We start from the raw sequence: 14,534 nt of genomic DNA on the forward strand, positions 1-14,534 counted from the left end.
TAATAATTCTATATGAAAAAGTACGGCCGAGTTTTTATGATTGTAACTGATTCGTTAGGGATCGGCGCCGACCGACGTGCCCATAAATGGGGTGACCAAGGTTCGAACACTTTTCAGTGCGCTGCCAACACCCAAAAACTGGTTTTGCCAAACTGGGTTAGTTTAGGAATTGGTCAATTAGTTAACTTGCCTGGTCAAGCTAAATCTGCGCCTCCCCGGGCTTACGTGGCTAAAGTTGAGGAAATTTCTAACGCCAAAGACACCTTAGCGGGTCATTGGGAAATGATGGGGATTGAAACTAAAAGACCTTTTCCCGTTTTTACTCAGACTGGTTTTCCGCCCGATTTAATCGCCGCTTTAGAATCGGCTTGGCAACGAAAAATTGTTGGCAACAAAGCTGCGTCAGGCACAACGATTATTGATGAGCTCGCTGACCAAGAAATTAACCACCAAAAAGTAATCGTTTACACATCGGCTGATTCGGTTTTACAAATTTGTGGTCACGAAGAGACGATGGGTCTGAAAAAACTTTACCAAATGGCCAAGATTGCTCGACAAATTTGCTCTTCCCGTCCCGAGTGAAATGTGGGACGTATTATTGCTAGGCCTTACGTTGGAGAGCCCGGTCACTACCGCAGAACTGCTAACCGCCACGACTACGCACTTAAACCGCCTAGTCCTACTTTGCTAGACCGCCTACAAAAAGCGGGAGTCAAAGTGATTGGCGTGGGTAAAATTAGCGATATTTTTGACGGACAAGGAATTAGTCAATCTTTCCGGAGTAAGTCCGACGCAGATGGAATGGACATTACCATTCAGCTCACAAAAACGGCAGGGCCTAACAGTTTCATCTTTGTCAATTTAGTTGACTTTGACTCCAAGTACGGTCACCGCCGCGATGCGCTTGGCTACGCCGAAAACTTGAATCTTTTTGACCAAAAACTAGGTCAGTTAATTGCTCATCTTCAAGCCGATGATTTATTAATCATTACTTCAGACCACGGCACCGATCCTTGTTTTCAAGGCAGCGACCACACAAGCGAATTTTTGCCGCTGACTGTTTACGCTCATAACTTTAGTTCCCAACCCAGAGTTTTAGAGCCGTTTGTTAGTTTAGCAAGCGTGGGCAATTTAGTTGCCAAAAATTTTCAAGTTGAACTAAGCTCAATCGGGCAAGACAGGAGTCACGAAATTACCTAGTTCTAGATTTTTAACTAACTGGCTCAGTCAAGCACTAATTAGCTCAGGTTTATCTTTAATCGGATTGTGGTAGGCGCCTGGAACGACAAGCGCCTCTTTTTGAAGTTTCTCTTTGACGTAACTCACAAAGCAAGCTTTTTCAACCACGTAATCCCATTCGCCGATTAGGAAAAAAGCTGGTTTTTTCAGCGACTGACGGTAGTGCTGGTCTAATTCTTTTGCTAGGTAATCTTGGTTAAGCAAGTTGTTTTCAATGATGTGTTGATACGCGCCCGGTGAATGAAAATTTCTTCCATCTCAGGATGAGTGCTGATGTACTTAGCTAACTCTGGCCGCTGCTCAACTGCGGACGAGCCAAAAGTTTTTGATAACTGGCGGTAACTTTGGGAATTAACTACGCCAGGCTGGACGGTTGCTAAGTAGATTAGCGCTTCAACTTTCTCGTGCTGTGCGAGCGCGCTAATGGTCAAGCCGGCTAACGAGTGACCGAGTAAAATCACTTTTTTAAAGGGGCAAACAAAGTCCAAAAAAGTTTTTAGGTAAGCTTTAAAAAGCTGAATTGTTAACTGAGTTGATGCGTAAGGTAGGTGGGGACTGCCGGGCAAATCCAAAGCGACTAAGTTAAAATCGCGAGCCAAGTTTTCTAACGGCAGACCAAGGTCGCTGGACGAGTGATAACCGTGAACTAATAAAACCGTTTTTTGAGCTTGGTTATCAAGCACTCGGTAGGAAAAATCAAAGCCTTGGGAATGTGTAACAACTAGTTTCACCTAACTTTACCTCTTTAAAAAAATGGTGCCCATAACTAGACTCGAACTAGCACGGTATTACAACCTGGGGATTTTAAGTCCCCTGCGTCTACCATTTCCGCCATATGGGCTTCGGGAAAAAGCCACTTAATTATAAACAGACTTACTTACGAAGCGCTCAAATAAATGGCCGCTTTTTTTAATGTTAATTTGACCAAGCGTCTCCCAGTCGCTGACCCACTTTTGGTCCCACTTTTTTAGCCCCAAGTAACTTAAGAGTTTACTCATAGCAGTTGGCATCGCGACTTTGAGCATTAAACCGCTCGTATAAATGCCGTGGCAGATAAGACTGATGACTTTGGCAAAACGGTGTGCGTCGCTAATTTGCCAAGGCGCTTGGGCGTCGATGTAAGCGTTTAGTTTTTTGTTTAGAAGGTGGACTTGACTAAGCGCGCGAGCAACGTGGCACGCGGCAAAGTGACTTTCGTACTCAGCGTAAGTATCTTTAATGGTTTGGGTTAACTTTTTCTCGTCGCTAGTTCACTCGCTGTCCTTGGTCAGTTCAATTTTTCCGCCGCATTTTTTAAGCGCCAAAGCCAAAGTGCGACTGACTAAATTACCAAAAGCGTTAACCAGTTCGCTGTTATAAACTTCGACCAAGTGACCTTCATCAAAGACATGGTCATTTTCTACGTCAAACTTGGTTGTCAAGTAGTACTTAACCACTTCGGGGCTGAATTTTTCTAAAAGCTTGTAGGGCGAAACCACGTTGCCTTTTGACTTGGACATTTTGCCCGTTTTGGTGGTAATTCAACCGTGGGCTAAAATTTGCGTGGGTAAAGTTAGGTCGAGACACTTAAGCAAAATTGGTCAGTAAATGGCGTGAAAACGACTAATTTCTTTGCCTATCACGTGGATAATTTTTCCCTCTGAACGCCAGAATTTTGGGAAGTTAGTGGCGCTTTTATCAAGATAACCTAGACTAGTCAAATAACCTAAAAGAGCATCGACTCAAACGTAAATTGTTTCCGAGCTTTTTGGAGCGGTTGGCACTCCCCAACTTAAATTTTGCCGAGTGATTGATAAATCGTGCAAACCGGGCTGGACGAAGTTGTTGTTCAACTCGCGGTAAACCTTAGGCGGAAAAATTAGTCTTTGCTGTTCCGGGAAAGTTTTTTCCCACCAGTTTTGGTAATGGCTCACTTTCAAAAAGTGACTAGGCTCTTGTAGTTCAACTAACTCGTGACCCGACTGCGGATGGTAGTATTTGCCGTCTTTAGCTTTGGCCTGGCTAGGCAAAAAGTATTCTTCGTCAGCGACCGAATAAAGACCGCGGTAACTGGCGGGGTAAACGTTTTTTTGGGCGATGAGTTTGGCAAAAACCTTTTGGACTTTAGTTACGTGCTCAACGTTAGTTGTGCGGACAAAAAAGTCGTAATCAATCGCCAAATCCTGCCAAAGTGTTTTAAAATTCTGACTCATTTTGTCTACGTAAGTTTGGGGACTAACTTGGTTTTGCTCGGCGCTTTGGGCGATTTTTTGGCCGTGTTCGTCAGCGCCAGTCACAAAAAAAGTCTCGTAGCCCCGATCCTTAAAATAATTACGAATGACCCAGGCCAAACTCGCGCTGTAAGCGTGACCAATGTGAAGTTCACCCGAGGGGTAAAAAAGTGGAGTGCTAACGTAAAGAGTTGGTTTTTTAGCCACGGTTATCTTTCTGATTGGCTGGGATCGGAGTGTAAAGCGCGACTACTTCCCGCCGGTAAGAGTTGTCGTTTAGATCGTCGTTATGGAGGTAAAGATTAGGTAAAAAGTGAGTTCCTCAGTTTGCTTGGTAGCGTCCTTCCACGAGTACTAAGTTAGATTTTTGGAAAGTGCGCGGATGAATGAACTGAACTCTTTTAACTTCAAAACCGTTTTGGCGCATTAAATGGCAAACGTCAACAAAACGCTCGGTGGCAATCACGAGCGCCAAGTAAGCGTTTTTTTTCAGCAACGCACTGGCACCGCGGATAATTTCTTCCAAAGTAATTTTGACTTCGTGAGTGGCAATCAGTTTGCTGGGCGAAGTTTTACCCAAATTGGTTGTGCCTTTTTTGTAAAAGGGTGGGTTGACCACGACTGAGTCGTAGAGCTGTTCTGGGTCGGCTCTGTAAGTTTGGAAGTAATCGTTAAAGTCGCCTTCAATTAAAGTGATTTGGGACTGCTTTTGGTTGAGCTCAACGTTTTGCCGGGCAATTTCGATCGCCTCGGGCTGAATTTCTATAGCGTCAACGTGAATTTTGGCACTGCGTGAAACTAGAAATATCGCTAGCGCGGCGTTATTAGTGCCGATTTCCAAAACTTTTTTAGTGCTGGCGCTCAGCGTGGCAAAGTTACCGAGCAAAATCGTGTCAACCGAGTAATTAAACATTTGTTTGTCTTGGTAAACAAAGAGCGATTGGTCGTAGCCGAGCGAGTTTTTAACGATCTTTTTCATGGACAAACCAATCATAGACTAGATAGTTTCTATTTGGTACTTTTCCCGGATGTGACGCGCTTCGCTGGAAATGACTCCGCCTTGGACTTCGGCAATGTGACCTTTACCAAGCAATGCCATGGCTAGTCGGGGTAAGTTAAAACGAATTTCCAAAACTTTGTAACTTTGGCGAACAAGACTTTCGTAAAAAGGGTTAGTTAAAAACTGCTCTTGCCCAGATAGAGTTAACTGGTCTTTTAATTGCTGACCGTTACTAGTCAAAGCGATCGTGGCCACTTTAATGGTTAGTGCATTAACTCTGTCACGCAAAATGATTTCGTAGTGGTTGCGTAAATCGTATAAATTGGGCGGTACATTTTGGTGAATGTGGCCGGAGAACATTCTTAAACCTGAGGCTTCCAATATGTAAGCGTCGCTTTCTAGCACAAACTCAATTTCGCGGTTATCAAAAGACTCATTAGGCAGTTCGTTTTCCATCATTTGACTAGTGACAAAATTAGCGCTCGGCGGGTAAATGTTTTTGATTTGCCAACGTTTTCAAACTTCTTTGGCCAGTTCAAAAATGATTTGGTAAATTTGCTGGGCCTGAGCGCGCGCTAGTTTTACTTCGTCTTCATCAGCGCCAATTTTTGTTTGAAAAATAATCTCGTGCCGAGTGATGGTGTCGCTCGGAGTTTCGGGTACATCGCGCCAAATGCTCTGCGATTCGGTTCAAAGTCCTTCGCCCACTCCCAGGTCAAGTCTTTCGATCATGGCTCTAATTCAGTTTGTCGGGGTGAGCAATAAAGTGCAGACGCGGTACTCGTCAATCGCGTCAAACGAAATAGGTCGGGTTAGACTTGGTAGTCGCACTTCTAAAAGCGAGTCTTGCTCTAAGAAAGGAGGCGCACTCACGTAGGTGAAGCGGTAAATTTTTTTGATTTGCCAAATAACTTGCTCACGCAACCAGGCCAAGGCGGCAATTGTGTTTTTGAGACTAATTTCTGGGGTGTAAGTTGTGTTGAATTTCATAGTTATTTTTTTTGACCAAGCACCTTTTGGATAGTTTCACTTTTTAAGTTTTTGAGCAGGTAACTTCCGACTACGATTTGATTAAGACCGGTTTTAACTAGTCTTGGACCAATCTGGTCATTAACTCCTCCGTCCACTTGAATTTTGCACTTGTGTCCGCTGGCTTGGATTAGTTTTTGAACTTGGGCGATTTTTTCGTAAGTCTCAGGAATAAACGATTGTCCGCCTTGACCAGCTTGGACCGACATAATCACCACGTGGTTTAAATATCCTAGGTAAGGTCTTAAAGACACAACAGGAGTGCGAGGGTTAATCGCTATGCCCAGTCGAATGTGCTTGTTTTTGACTAAAATCTTGACGGCTTTTCGGGCTGACACAGCTTCGATGTGAAAACTAATTTGGTCAGCGTAGGGAGCGATTTTTTGAATTTGTCGCTCAGGACGCCGGGTCATTAAGTGCACGTCCACAAAGTGTTTAGGACTAGCATTAACAAGTCTACTAAGCTCGTCAACGGGCAAAGTTTTTTGGGCTACGAACTTACCATCCATCACGTCGTAGTGGATCGCTTTGACTCCTAGTTTGAGCGCTCGTTTGATCGTCCAAAGACGATCGGGCGCATCAAGAATTGAAAGGTGTAAGTTAGTTTTGGAAGGCATTTTTTAAATTTGGTTCAGTAATTTAAGGTAGTTTTCGTACCTTGACAAACTAATTATTCCATTTTTAACAGCCTTTTTAACGGCGCAGTCTTGTTCGTGTTGGTGAAGGCAACTACGACCGAACGAGCATTTAGAACTAAGAGCATGAAAATCGTGGTAAGCGTGGGCAAGTTGAGTTTTTGACAGACCAAGTTCAATCGTTTCAAAACCAGGCGTGTCAACTAGTTTGCCGCCTAAGAAATCAACCATCTCGATTACGCGCGTCGTTTGCTTGCCGCGTCGCGTGCGAGTGGAAATTTCGCCCGTCGGTAACTCCAGTTTGGCAAGTTTATTAATTAGTGTTGATTTGCCTACTCCGCTTCGCCCAATCGCTACATTGATTTGCCCAGCAAACTTAGCTCGGAGCGGCAAAATGGTTTTGAGGTCAAGAGTGTTAACCGGAAAAACTTGGTAACCCTCCCGAGCGTAAAAAAGTCACGGACTTGGATCGGCTAAATCTGTTTTGGTAAAAACTAGCACCGGGTTAATGCCCTTTGCTTCCACAATTGCTAAGTTTTTATCAAGCCAGAAAGTTGAAAAGACCGGGTCAAAAACCGATGTTACTAACAAAACTTGGTCCACGTTAGCCACCTCGGGCCGGGTCAGTTGGTTTTTGCGAGGGTAAATTTGGGTGATTAGTTGCTCGGGCTTAAACTCAACGTAATCACCAACTCAAGGACTTTGCTGCTCGTGGCGGAGTTTACCCGATCCGCGCACTCGGTAAATTTGACCTGACTCGGTCTCAAGGTCATAAAATCCAGCGATTACTTTTCGAACTAGTCCGCGCATCAAGCCCCTATTTAACCACGATTAAGACGATCACAATCGCTATGAGAAGGGCGATGACCGTCAGTCCGACCACTAGTCAAAAAGCCGAGGAATTAATTTTTTCAATCCACGTTTTGCGCAACTTATCGCCTAGTTGATAAACTGGTTCATAAAGTCTTTTATCGCTCAGGCAAGTGTCAAGATCTTCGTAAAGATTGTAAGCGGTTGAATAACGATGGTGCGGTTTTTTAGCGGTTGCTCGAATGACGATGTTAGCCACGGCCTGGGGAATGTTTTTTAAAAATTTTGTTGACGTGAGGAACAGTTGAAGTTTGGTGTTTGCGAGCGGTGTCAATCCCCGTCTTTTCTTTAAATGGTACGTCTCCAATCAGCATTTCGTAGAGCAAAATGCCTAGGGCGTAAATGTCGGTTTGGGCGTTGGCTTCTTCTTTTTCAAGCAGTTCTGGTGCTAAGTATTGAACCGAACCGATGATGTTGTCAGTTTGGGTAACCCGGTCAGTTTCATCGTGAAGAGCAATGCCAAGGTCGATGATTTTAACTTGCCCGTGGTCGGTAATCATGATGTTAGAAGCTTTGATATCGCGGTGAATAATTCCAAACTTGGTGCATTTCGTGAAGTCCGAGCGCAATTTGCTTGGCAAATTCCACCGCTTCATCAACCGTTAAATTACCGCGCCTTCCAATGTACTCTTTTAAAATGCTTCCGTCAATGTATTCCATCGCGATGTACTGCACTTGGTCGTTTCAGGCGTAATCAAAAGCGGCCACGACGTAAGGCGAACGAATCGCTTTAATCGCTTGAATTTCAGAGCGAAAACGCCGTTGGTTGCGGTGAGAATCTTTGTTATCTGGTCGAAGCAGTTTAATCGCTACGATCCGACCGGTGGTTTTTTCAATCGCGCGGTAAATTTTAGCCATTCCGCCTTGACCCACTTCGCCACTAAAAACGTATTTTTTCTTTAAAGCTTCTAACATTGATTTTCCTCGTTTAAACAAACAATGATACCGGTTAAGTTATCAGAAGATTTGCCCATGATCGCTTTTTTGACCATTTCGTTTAGTTTCTCATCCAGCGAAGATTTTTTAGCCAAAATCATTTCAAACTTAGGTTTGGGTAAGTAGTCGTGAATGCCGTCGGTCGTCAAGATAACGTAGGTGGCTTTTTTTGCTGAGCGGAATGTGGAACCATTCGACGTGAGTTTTTTTTGTTGGTCCAAGCGCGTTAGTGAGCGCCATCGCTCCCAAAGTCATCGCGGCTTGTTCCTCGGTGTATTTGTAATGCTCAATGTAATAATTCCGGATGTTGTGGTCCTTGGTAATTTGACTCAGCAGACCGTCGTAAAGGTAAACGCGCGAATCACCTACGTTGTAAACAAATAGCTCTTGCCCGATTTTGATTGCTCCTGCGACAGTCGTTCCCATGTCAAAAAGTTTTGCGTCGCGCTTAGCAAACTTAATCATCGCTTTGCGAGCTTTGTTAATCGCTTCTTCAAACCATTTAACTAGCGAATCGGCGTTAACTTTGCGCGGGAAGTTGTAAGTAAATTCTTTGTCAAACACATCAATCGTAATGGCAGCCGCCGTTTCTCCGCCTTCGTGCCCGCCCATACCGTCGCAAATGATTGCGAAAGTAACGCTATGGTTTTGAAAAACGGCCCCTCGGTCTTGGTTTTGGCGTCTTACTACGCCGATATCAGTTTTTAATCGCTCACTTTGGCATTACTTGGCCTGCACTATCTTTTTAATTTTAGCGACAACTTTGTCTAAATCGTCGTTAACGATCACATGTTCAAAAAGTTTGCTATCGGCAATTTCCTTGTTGTAGCGAACAAGTCGTTCTTTGAGTTGCACTTCGCTTTCAGTTGCTCGTTCGCGAATTCTTCTCTCTAACTCAGCCACCGAAGGCGGCATGATGAAAATCGTCACTAATCGGTAATTGTGAGTTTGGCTGTTAATAATTTGTTTAGCGCCTTCCACGTCAATTTCCAAAAAGGGCACGTAACCCAGTTTACTAATCCGCTCAAGTTCACTTTTCAATGTCCCGTATTTATGAAAAAAGTGCTGATTTCATTCAAAAAACTCGTTTTTTTTGACTTTTTCGTTAAATTCCTTTTCGCTTAAAAAGTAGTAATGGCGTCCCTGGTTTCGCCTAAACGAGGAGGTCGAGTCGTGGCCGAGCAAGAAAACATCAGTTTTAAATCTGGGTCAGCAAAAAGTTTGGCTTCAATCGTCGCCTTGCCAACTCCGGAAGGACCAGCAAAGATAATTAATTTCCTGTCCATATCACCACATTATATATTTTGTAATTGTTAGGTCGCTAATTCAAGTTTTTAAGCGCTAAAGGTTGTAAGTCAAAAAAAGCAAACTAGTTTTTTGGTAGCGCTTAACTTTTCATTTCACCAGTTGCTTAGGAACGTTTACCAGGTCAAGCTCGTTAGTTTGGACTACGATCAGACCTTGGGAGTTAAGCAAGTTGTTTTTGATAATCGCTTTTAAAATTTCGTTTAGAAGGTCAACTTTTTGATAGGGCGGATCTAAAAAAATCAGGTCAAAGCGTACTCCCGAAACAAGACTTACGTAGTTTAGAGCGTCGCGAAGGTAAAAGTCAAAGTTTCGGACTCCAATTTTTTCCGCGTTTTCTTGGAGCACTTGAAAGGCGCGCGCATCTTTTTCAAGCGCAATCGCTTTGCTAGCTCCGCGCGAGAGCGCTTCGATCGCCAGCGAACCCGAGCCGGCAAAAGCGTCTAACACAACGCTGCCTGGCAACCACTCGCTTATGATGGAAAAAAGTGCCTCTTTGACCGCGTCGCGCATCGGCCGAGTCGTTTTCTGATCGGGCAAGCGCAACCGCTGACCGCGGTATTTGCCGGCGATGACTCTCAGCATAAACCCATCATAACACCGTGATAGAATAGGTGTGTGAAAATCATCCTTCTACCTAACAAAAAACTGCGATCGGTTTCAGCCAAAGTTAAATTGCCGCTCAGCGAAGCCGACCAAAAGTTGGCTGAGCAAATGATTCACTACGTTGATAGTTCGCAAAAAAAAGATAGTTCACTTCGCGAAGGCATCGGGATTGCGGCTGTTCAAATGGGTCATTTGAAAAGAATGTTTTACGTCAATGTGCCGCCCGGCGAATTTCACCGCGGACTGCGGGAGTTTTTAATTAACCCCGAAATAACCGCCTACTCGCCCAGTTACGCCGCGCTTGAACAAGGTGAGGGATGTTTATCAGTTGACCCTGAGCGCGATGACCAGGCCGGGTTAGTTCACCGCCGTTTTAAAGTCGTAATTCAAGGCTACTCCTATTTAAATCAAAAAAAAGTCACTCACCATTTAACCGGCGTTTTGGCAATTGTGGTTCAACACGAAATGGATCATTTGGATGGCAAACTTTACTTAGATCGGATCGACTACCGCAAGCGTTTTAAGCCCCGGGAAAACGAAGTTATCTTTTAGTTGGTTAGCCCAAATTGGCCCGTCGGTCAAAAAAAGGATTTTGCTATAATAACCACAAGTAAAACGTTAAACACTTGAGCGGACTAATTAATTCTGGTCCAGCGACAGGAGAGGCAAGATGTATTCAACCAAGTTTTTTGCTTTGGGCGGTATGCAAGAAATCGGCAAGGCAATGTTAGTCGTGGAGTACCGCGATGAGATCGCAATTATGGACGCCGGCATTCGTTTCACTAACAGCATGGAAACGGGTGTTTCGGGCATTATCCCGATTACACTTATCTCAAAGAGAACGCTTCTAAAATTGTCGGTCTTTTCATTACCCACGGACACGAAGACCACATTGGCGGCGTGCCCTACTTACTTCAGCAAGTTGACCTAAAAAGAATTTACGGCTCAGGCGTGGCAATTGCTTTTATGCGTAAGCGGCTTGATAACATGAAAATTAAAACTAAGGTCGAATTCATTGAGTACGAGCGCGACTCCGTTTACCGTTTTAAACACATGGAAGTTGATGTTTGGACGGCGCAACACTCGATTCCCGAGGCTTACGGCGTGCGGGTAAAAACGCCCGACGGAGCCATAATGGACACGGGCGACTTTCGCTTTGACTACTCTCCGATCGGTAACTTAACCGATTTTACTAAGTTGCGGCAAATGGGTGACGAAGGTCTTGATATTTTGATTTCTGATTCTACCAACTCAATGCTGCCCGAGCATTCTCCAACCGAGCAAAACATTATGCGGGACTTGGAGCGTAACATTGCAAGCGCCCGCGGCAAAGTGATTTTCACCACTTTTGCCTCCAACATGAACAGGGTCAAAGTTGGCATTGACTTAGCCGTTAAACACAAGCGAAAAGTTTGCGTTTTTGGTAGATCGATGATTAACGGGATGGAAATTGCTAAACGTTTTAAATTCATTGACGTTCCCGAGGAAGTTTTCGTGGACAAAAAAGAAATTGACAAAATCCCTGACGAAAAACTGTTCATTTTGTCAACCGGTTCGCAAGGTGAAGAAATGGCTGCGCTTTGGCAAATGGCTTCCGGACGCCACCAGTATGTCAAACTCAAAAATAAAGACGTGGTAATTTTTTCCTCTTCACCCATTCCTGGCAACCGGGTTAAGGTTGAGCTTTTAATTAATCAACTTTACAAAGTCGGCGCCGAAGCGCGTGAAAACCGTGTGGATGGACTTTTGCACATTTCGGGCCACGCCTATAAAGACGAACACAAAACTATTTTTAACGTCACAAGACCAAAGTATTTCATCCCTTACCACGGGTTTTACCGTCAATCGGCCGTCCATGGTCAAACTGCTTACGAGTGCGGCGTTCCGCGCGAAAACATTTTTTTAATTGAAAACGGCCAAGTGGTTGAACTGAAAAAGGGTGTGGTTCGTCTCACAAAACTGCGAATTCCCCACGGCCCCATTTACATCGATTCAACCATTGCTAAAGCTGAAACTTTGGAAATTATTGATGTGCGTGAAAAGTTGGCCCAAAACGGCTTTGTCAACATTATTGCCATGGTTGACCGCGCTAAACGAGAAATCATTGGTAAAACAAGAGTTATTTCCCGCGGAGCTCTTTACGTGCAAGAGTCGCGCGAAGAAATTACCACGATCCAACGTTTAGCCCATGGCGCAATTCTTTACACGATTAAAAACAACCCGAATTGAACCCGCAAAAACGTGGTGGATTTAGTTGTTTCAAGAATTGGTCCCTTTTTCTACAAACATAAACGCCGGAATCCGATGGTGGTCGTTTCGCTTTTAGAAAAAAAAGTCAGCGATCCAAGTCGCCAACAAAAAGCGACTTCCAACCAAACTGCTCACCATCAAAAAGATCACCGACGGCACAACAACTACCGCCGACCGCACGTTAAAAGAGCAGTTAATCCAGGATCTGGTTAGCCAAACGTCGAGCCGAGTTACCGACAATTAAAGTTAGGCCACCTGAGTTGGCAAAAACTCCCGATACGCCGGGTAGTTTTTTTAATTTTTTCGGTTTGTACCAAACGTCTTTCTTTCACAAAAATTTTCACCTTGGTGTGGGTGAACTCAGCACCGACTAGATTTTCTAGTCCGCCCAATAATCTTCTTAACTCATCCACGTCTACGCTGATTTTTTCGCTAGTGGAAAGTTTTTGGTTGACTGGTTGATGACGACCACGCCAATAGACCACGGCCGGAAAAATGCCGAGCGTAATAATTGAGAGAAAAATAAAAATAACTTTGTCTTTGGTACTCATGGATGTTTTTCTTAATTATAAAACTGTTTTAAGTTTGGTAAGAAAAACCGCTTACCTTCTAGGGTAAGCGGCTGGACAAGCAAGACTTATTTTTTGGGTTGTCCGTCTTTGGTATCATCGGTTTTTGGTTTTTCAGGCTCATCCACTTCAATCGGGTCAGTGTCTTTTTTCTTACTTGCGCTAGCAGCTTGGGCAAAGGCTTGAGCCATCTGATTGATTTCGTCGAGTTTTTTCTTGAGTTTATCAATTTCGTTTTTTCTCAAGCATTTCTTTAAGTTCTTTAATTTCAGCGGTAGTTTTTTCTTTTTGTTTAGCGTCAATTTTGTCGCCGCTTTCTTTGAGCCCTTTTTCCAACTGGTTGATGAGCGATTCGGCTGAGACGCGCGTTTCAATTTCTTCTTTGCGTTTAGCGTCAGCTTCGCGGTTTTCTTCCGCTTCTTTTACCATTTTGTTAATTTCTTCTTCGCTGAGAGAAGTGTTGTTTTCAATCGTAATTGACTGCTCTTTGTTAGTTTTTTTGTCTTTGGCAGTTACTTTTAAAATTCCGTTAGCGTCAATGGAAAAAGCGACTTCAATTTGCGGCATTCCCTTAGGAGCCGGTTCAATTCCGGCTAAGTTGAATTGACCAAGCGATTTATTATCTATCGCCATCGATCTTTCTCCTTGCACAACGTGGATCGTTACTTCGGGTTGGTTGTCAGCCGCGGTTGAAAAGATTTGACTTTTGGACACAGGGATGGTTGTGTTACGGGTGATTAAAGGCGTTGCCACACCGCCCATCGTTTCAATTCCCAAAGTCAGCGGCGTAACATCTAAAAGCAAAATATCGTCAATTTCACCAGCTAAAACTCCGCCTTGGACAGCTGCGCCCAGCGCAACTACTTCATCGGGGTTAATCGAGATGTTTGGCTTTTTGCCCGTTACTTTCGCCACCATCGCCTGAACGGCTGGGATGCGAGTTGACCCTCCCACGAGCAGAACCTCGTCTAGGTCGCTCGCTTTTAACTTAGCTTCTTGAGCGCGTCTTCAATCGGTTGACGAGTTTTTTCAACTAGATGCTCAGTTAATTTTTCAAATTTTGAACGAGTTAGTTCAGCCTCAACGTTAAGAGGTCCTTCATCTAGCATGGCTAGGAAAGGTAAAGTAATCGTGGTGCTGGACTGACCTGAGAGTTCAATTTTAGCTTTTCAGCTGCGTCTTTAAGACGTTGCATCGCCATTTTGTCTTGCGACGGATCGTGTTTGTGCTCTTTTTTAATTTTTTCAACTAGCCATTTAACGATTTCGTTATCCCAGTCATCTCCTCCGAGACGGTTATCTCCGGAAGTGGAAAGAACTTCGAAAGTTCCGTCGGCCAAATCTAGAACCGACACGTCAAAAGTTCCTCCACCTAAGTCATAAACAAGCAACTTTTGCTCCTTGTTTTTTCTTTCCAAACCGTAAGCAAGCGCCGCTGCGGTTGGTTCGTTAATAATTCGTTCCACTTTGAGACCGGCAATTTTTCCGGCGTTTTTAGTCGCCTCACGTTCGGCGTTGTTAAAGTGGGCGGGAACGGTGATAACAGCCTTTTCCACTTTAGAGCCGAGTTTTTTTTCGGCGTAATCTTTCAAATAACCAAGAATCATCGCCGAAATTTCTTCGGGCTTATATTCGCGGTTATTGGCCTTAATGGTTTGTTCAGTTCCCATTAAACGTTTGACAGAAGCGACCGTGTTAGGGTTAGTTTCAATTTGACGTTTAGCCACTTCGCCAACGATGATTTCTCCGTTTTTAAAAGAGACTACCGAGGGCGTTGTGCGTTTGCCGTTTGGGTTTTCAATTACGCGTGGTTCTTTTGCATCAACAATCGCTACAACCGAGTTAGTCGTACCAAGGTCAATGCCAATAATTCTTTCTTTTGCCAT

20 protein-coding genes, 1 tRNA gene and 1 pseudogene are annotated in these 14,534 nt (G+C 44.1%); 4 read left to right on the forward strand and 18 right to left on the reverse strand.

What is annotated here, in order from left to right; all coding sequences use genetic code 4:
* Positions 1–12 precede the first annotated feature (12 nt).
* Positions 13–1,200 carry a phosphopentomutase gene (locus CSH31_RS03010; protein ID WP_127942930.1) on the forward strand — a complete coding sequence of 396 codons (1,188 nt, stop codon included), beginning with the start codon at positions 13–15 and terminating at the stop codon, positions 1,198–1,200.
* Here CSH31_RS03010 and CSH31_RS03015 read toward each other — a convergent pair.
* The 16 genes from CSH31_RS03015 to rsmD form a co-directional block, all read right to left on the reverse strand.
* Positions 1,159–1,443: a hypothetical protein gene (locus CSH31_RS03015; protein WP_128008795.1), complete on the reverse strand. Its 285-nt coding sequence runs from the start codon at positions 1,441–1,443 to the stop codon at positions 1,159–1,161. The genes CSH31_RS03010 and CSH31_RS03015 overlap by 42 nt on opposite strands.
* Positions 1,422–1,970 (reverse strand): alpha/beta hydrolase, encoded by a 549-nt coding sequence (locus tag CSH31_RS03020; RefSeq protein ID WP_128008796.1) that lies wholly within the window; start codon positions 1,968–1,970, stop codon positions 1,422–1,424. The genes CSH31_RS03015 and CSH31_RS03020 overlap by 22 nt, the downstream gene beginning before the upstream one ends.
* A gap of 23 nt (positions 1,971–1,993) precedes the next feature.
* Positions 1,994–2,080 (reverse strand) — tRNA-Leu (locus CSH31_RS03025).
* Between the two features lie 16 nt (positions 2,081–2,096).
* On the reverse strand, positions 2,097–3,656 hold the full coding sequence (gene metG, locus CSH31_RS03030) for a methionine--tRNA ligase (RefSeq protein ID WP_128008797.1): 1,560 nt from the start codon (positions 3,654–3,656) through the stop codon (positions 2,097–2,099).
* Positions 3,649–4,428: a tRNA1(Val) (adenine(37)-N6)-methyltransferase gene (locus CSH31_RS03035; RefSeq protein ID WP_128008798.1), complete on the reverse strand. Its 780-nt coding sequence runs from the start codon at positions 4,426–4,428 to the stop codon at positions 3,649–3,651. Before CSH31_RS03035 ends, metG begins: the two co-directional genes overlap by 8 nt.
* 18 nt (positions 4,429–4,446) lie before the next feature.
* Positions 4,447–5,439: a hypothetical protein gene (locus CSH31_RS03040; protein WP_127942934.1), complete on the reverse strand. Its 993-nt coding sequence runs from the start codon at positions 5,437–5,439 to the stop codon at positions 4,447–4,449.
* A 2-nt stretch (positions 5,440–5,441) separates the two neighbouring features.
* On the reverse strand, positions 5,442–6,095 hold the full coding sequence (locus tag CSH31_RS03045; RefSeq protein ID WP_127942935.1) for a ribulose-phosphate 3-epimerase: 654 nt from the start codon (positions 6,093–6,095) through the stop codon (positions 5,442–5,444).
* Positions 6,096–6,098: 3 nt separating this feature from the next.
* Positions 6,099–6,923 (reverse strand): ribosome small subunit-dependent GTPase A, encoded by an 825-nt coding sequence (gene rsgA, locus CSH31_RS03050; RefSeq protein WP_128008799.1) that lies wholly within the window; start codon positions 6,921–6,923, stop codon positions 6,099–6,101.
* A 7-nt stretch (positions 6,924–6,930) separates the two neighbouring features.
* Positions 6,931–7,182 carry a hypothetical protein gene (locus CSH31_RS03055; RefSeq protein ID WP_128008800.1) on the reverse strand — a complete coding sequence of 84 codons (252 nt, stop codon included), beginning with the start codon at positions 7,180–7,182 and terminating at the stop codon, positions 6,931–6,933.
* Positions 7,175–7,579 carry a protein kinase gene (locus CSH31_RS03060; protein ID WP_128008801.1) on the reverse strand — a complete coding sequence of 135 codons (405 nt, stop codon included), beginning with the start codon at positions 7,577–7,579 and terminating at the stop codon, positions 7,175–7,177. The genes CSH31_RS03055 and CSH31_RS03060 overlap by 8 nt, the downstream gene beginning before the upstream one ends.
* Positions 7,488–7,898 (reverse strand): protein kinase, encoded by a 411-nt coding sequence (locus CSH31_RS03065; protein WP_128008802.1) that lies wholly within the window; start codon positions 7,896–7,898, stop codon positions 7,488–7,490. Before CSH31_RS03065 ends, CSH31_RS03060 begins: the two co-directional genes overlap by 92 nt.
* Positions 7,892–8,020 carry a hypothetical protein gene (locus CSH31_RS05010; RefSeq protein ID WP_345775178.1) on the reverse strand — a complete coding sequence of 43 codons (129 nt, stop codon included), beginning with the start codon at positions 8,018–8,020 and terminating at the stop codon, positions 7,892–7,894. The genes CSH31_RS03065 and CSH31_RS05010 overlap by 7 nt, the downstream gene beginning before the upstream one ends.
* 7 nt (positions 8,021–8,027) lie before the next feature.
* A complete protein-coding gene (locus CSH31_RS03070) occupies positions 8,028–8,627 on the reverse strand; it encodes a protein phosphatase 2C domain-containing protein (protein WP_128008803.1) in 600 nt (199 codons plus the stop codon).
* 15 nt (positions 8,628–8,642) lie between these two features.
* Entirely contained in the window at positions 8,643–9,104 is a 462-nt protein-coding gene (locus CSH31_RS03075; protein ID WP_236630701.1) for a guanylate kinase, read from the reverse strand.
* Positions 9,041–9,205, reverse strand: a complete 165-nt coding sequence (locus CSH31_RS04655) for a hypothetical protein (protein WP_236630702.1) — start codon at positions 9,203–9,205, stop codon at positions 9,041–9,043. The genes CSH31_RS03075 and CSH31_RS04655 overlap by 64 nt, the downstream gene beginning before the upstream one ends.
* A 55-nt stretch (positions 9,206–9,260) precedes the next feature.
* Entirely contained in the window at positions 9,261–9,809 is a 549-nt protein-coding gene (gene rsmD, locus CSH31_RS03080) for a 16S rRNA (guanine(966)-N(2))-methyltransferase RsmD (RefSeq protein WP_128008804.1), read from the reverse strand.
* A gap of 33 nt (positions 9,810–9,842) precedes the next feature.
* Here rsmD and def point away from each other — a divergent pair, with 33 nt between their 5' ends.
* The 3 genes from def to CSH31_RS03090 all read left to right on the forward strand — a co-directional run bounded on the left by def (position 9,843) and on the right by CSH31_RS03090 (position 12,293).
* Complete coding sequence (gene def / locus CSH31_RS03085; RefSeq protein ID WP_128008805.1) at positions 9,843–10,382, forward strand: peptide deformylase; 540 nt, start codon at positions 9,843–9,845, stop codon at positions 10,380–10,382.
* 118 nt (positions 10,383–10,500) lie between these two features.
* Entirely contained in the window at positions 10,501–10,761 is a 261-nt protein-coding gene (locus tag CSH31_RS04660) for a hypothetical protein (protein WP_236630703.1), read from the forward strand.
* Positions 10,698–12,293, forward strand: coding sequence for a ribonuclease J (locus tag CSH31_RS03090; RefSeq protein ID WP_236630740.1), 1,596 nt, complete (start codon positions 10,698–10,700; stop codon positions 12,291–12,293). The genes CSH31_RS04660 and CSH31_RS03090 overlap by 64 nt, the downstream gene beginning before the upstream one ends.
* Positions 12,294–12,310: 17 nt before the next feature.
* Here the strand turns inward: CSH31_RS03090 and CSH31_RS03095 are convergent, their stop codons facing one another.
* Positions 12,311–12,631 carry a hypothetical protein gene (locus CSH31_RS03095; protein ID WP_128008806.1) on the reverse strand — a complete coding sequence of 107 codons (321 nt, stop codon included), beginning with the start codon at positions 12,629–12,631 and terminating at the stop codon, positions 12,311–12,313.
* Positions 12,632–12,717: 86 nt separating this feature from the next.
* A pseudogene (dnaK, locus tag CSH31_RS03100) lies at positions 12,718–14,534 on the reverse strand (molecular chaperone DnaK).

The sequence above is a fragment of the Mycoplasma sp. ATU-Cv-508 genome, from assembly GCF_004011945.1.
In the GTDB taxonomy this organism is placed as follows: Bacteria; Bacillota_I; Bacilli_A; order Mycoplasmatales; family Metamycoplasmataceae; genus RYZV01.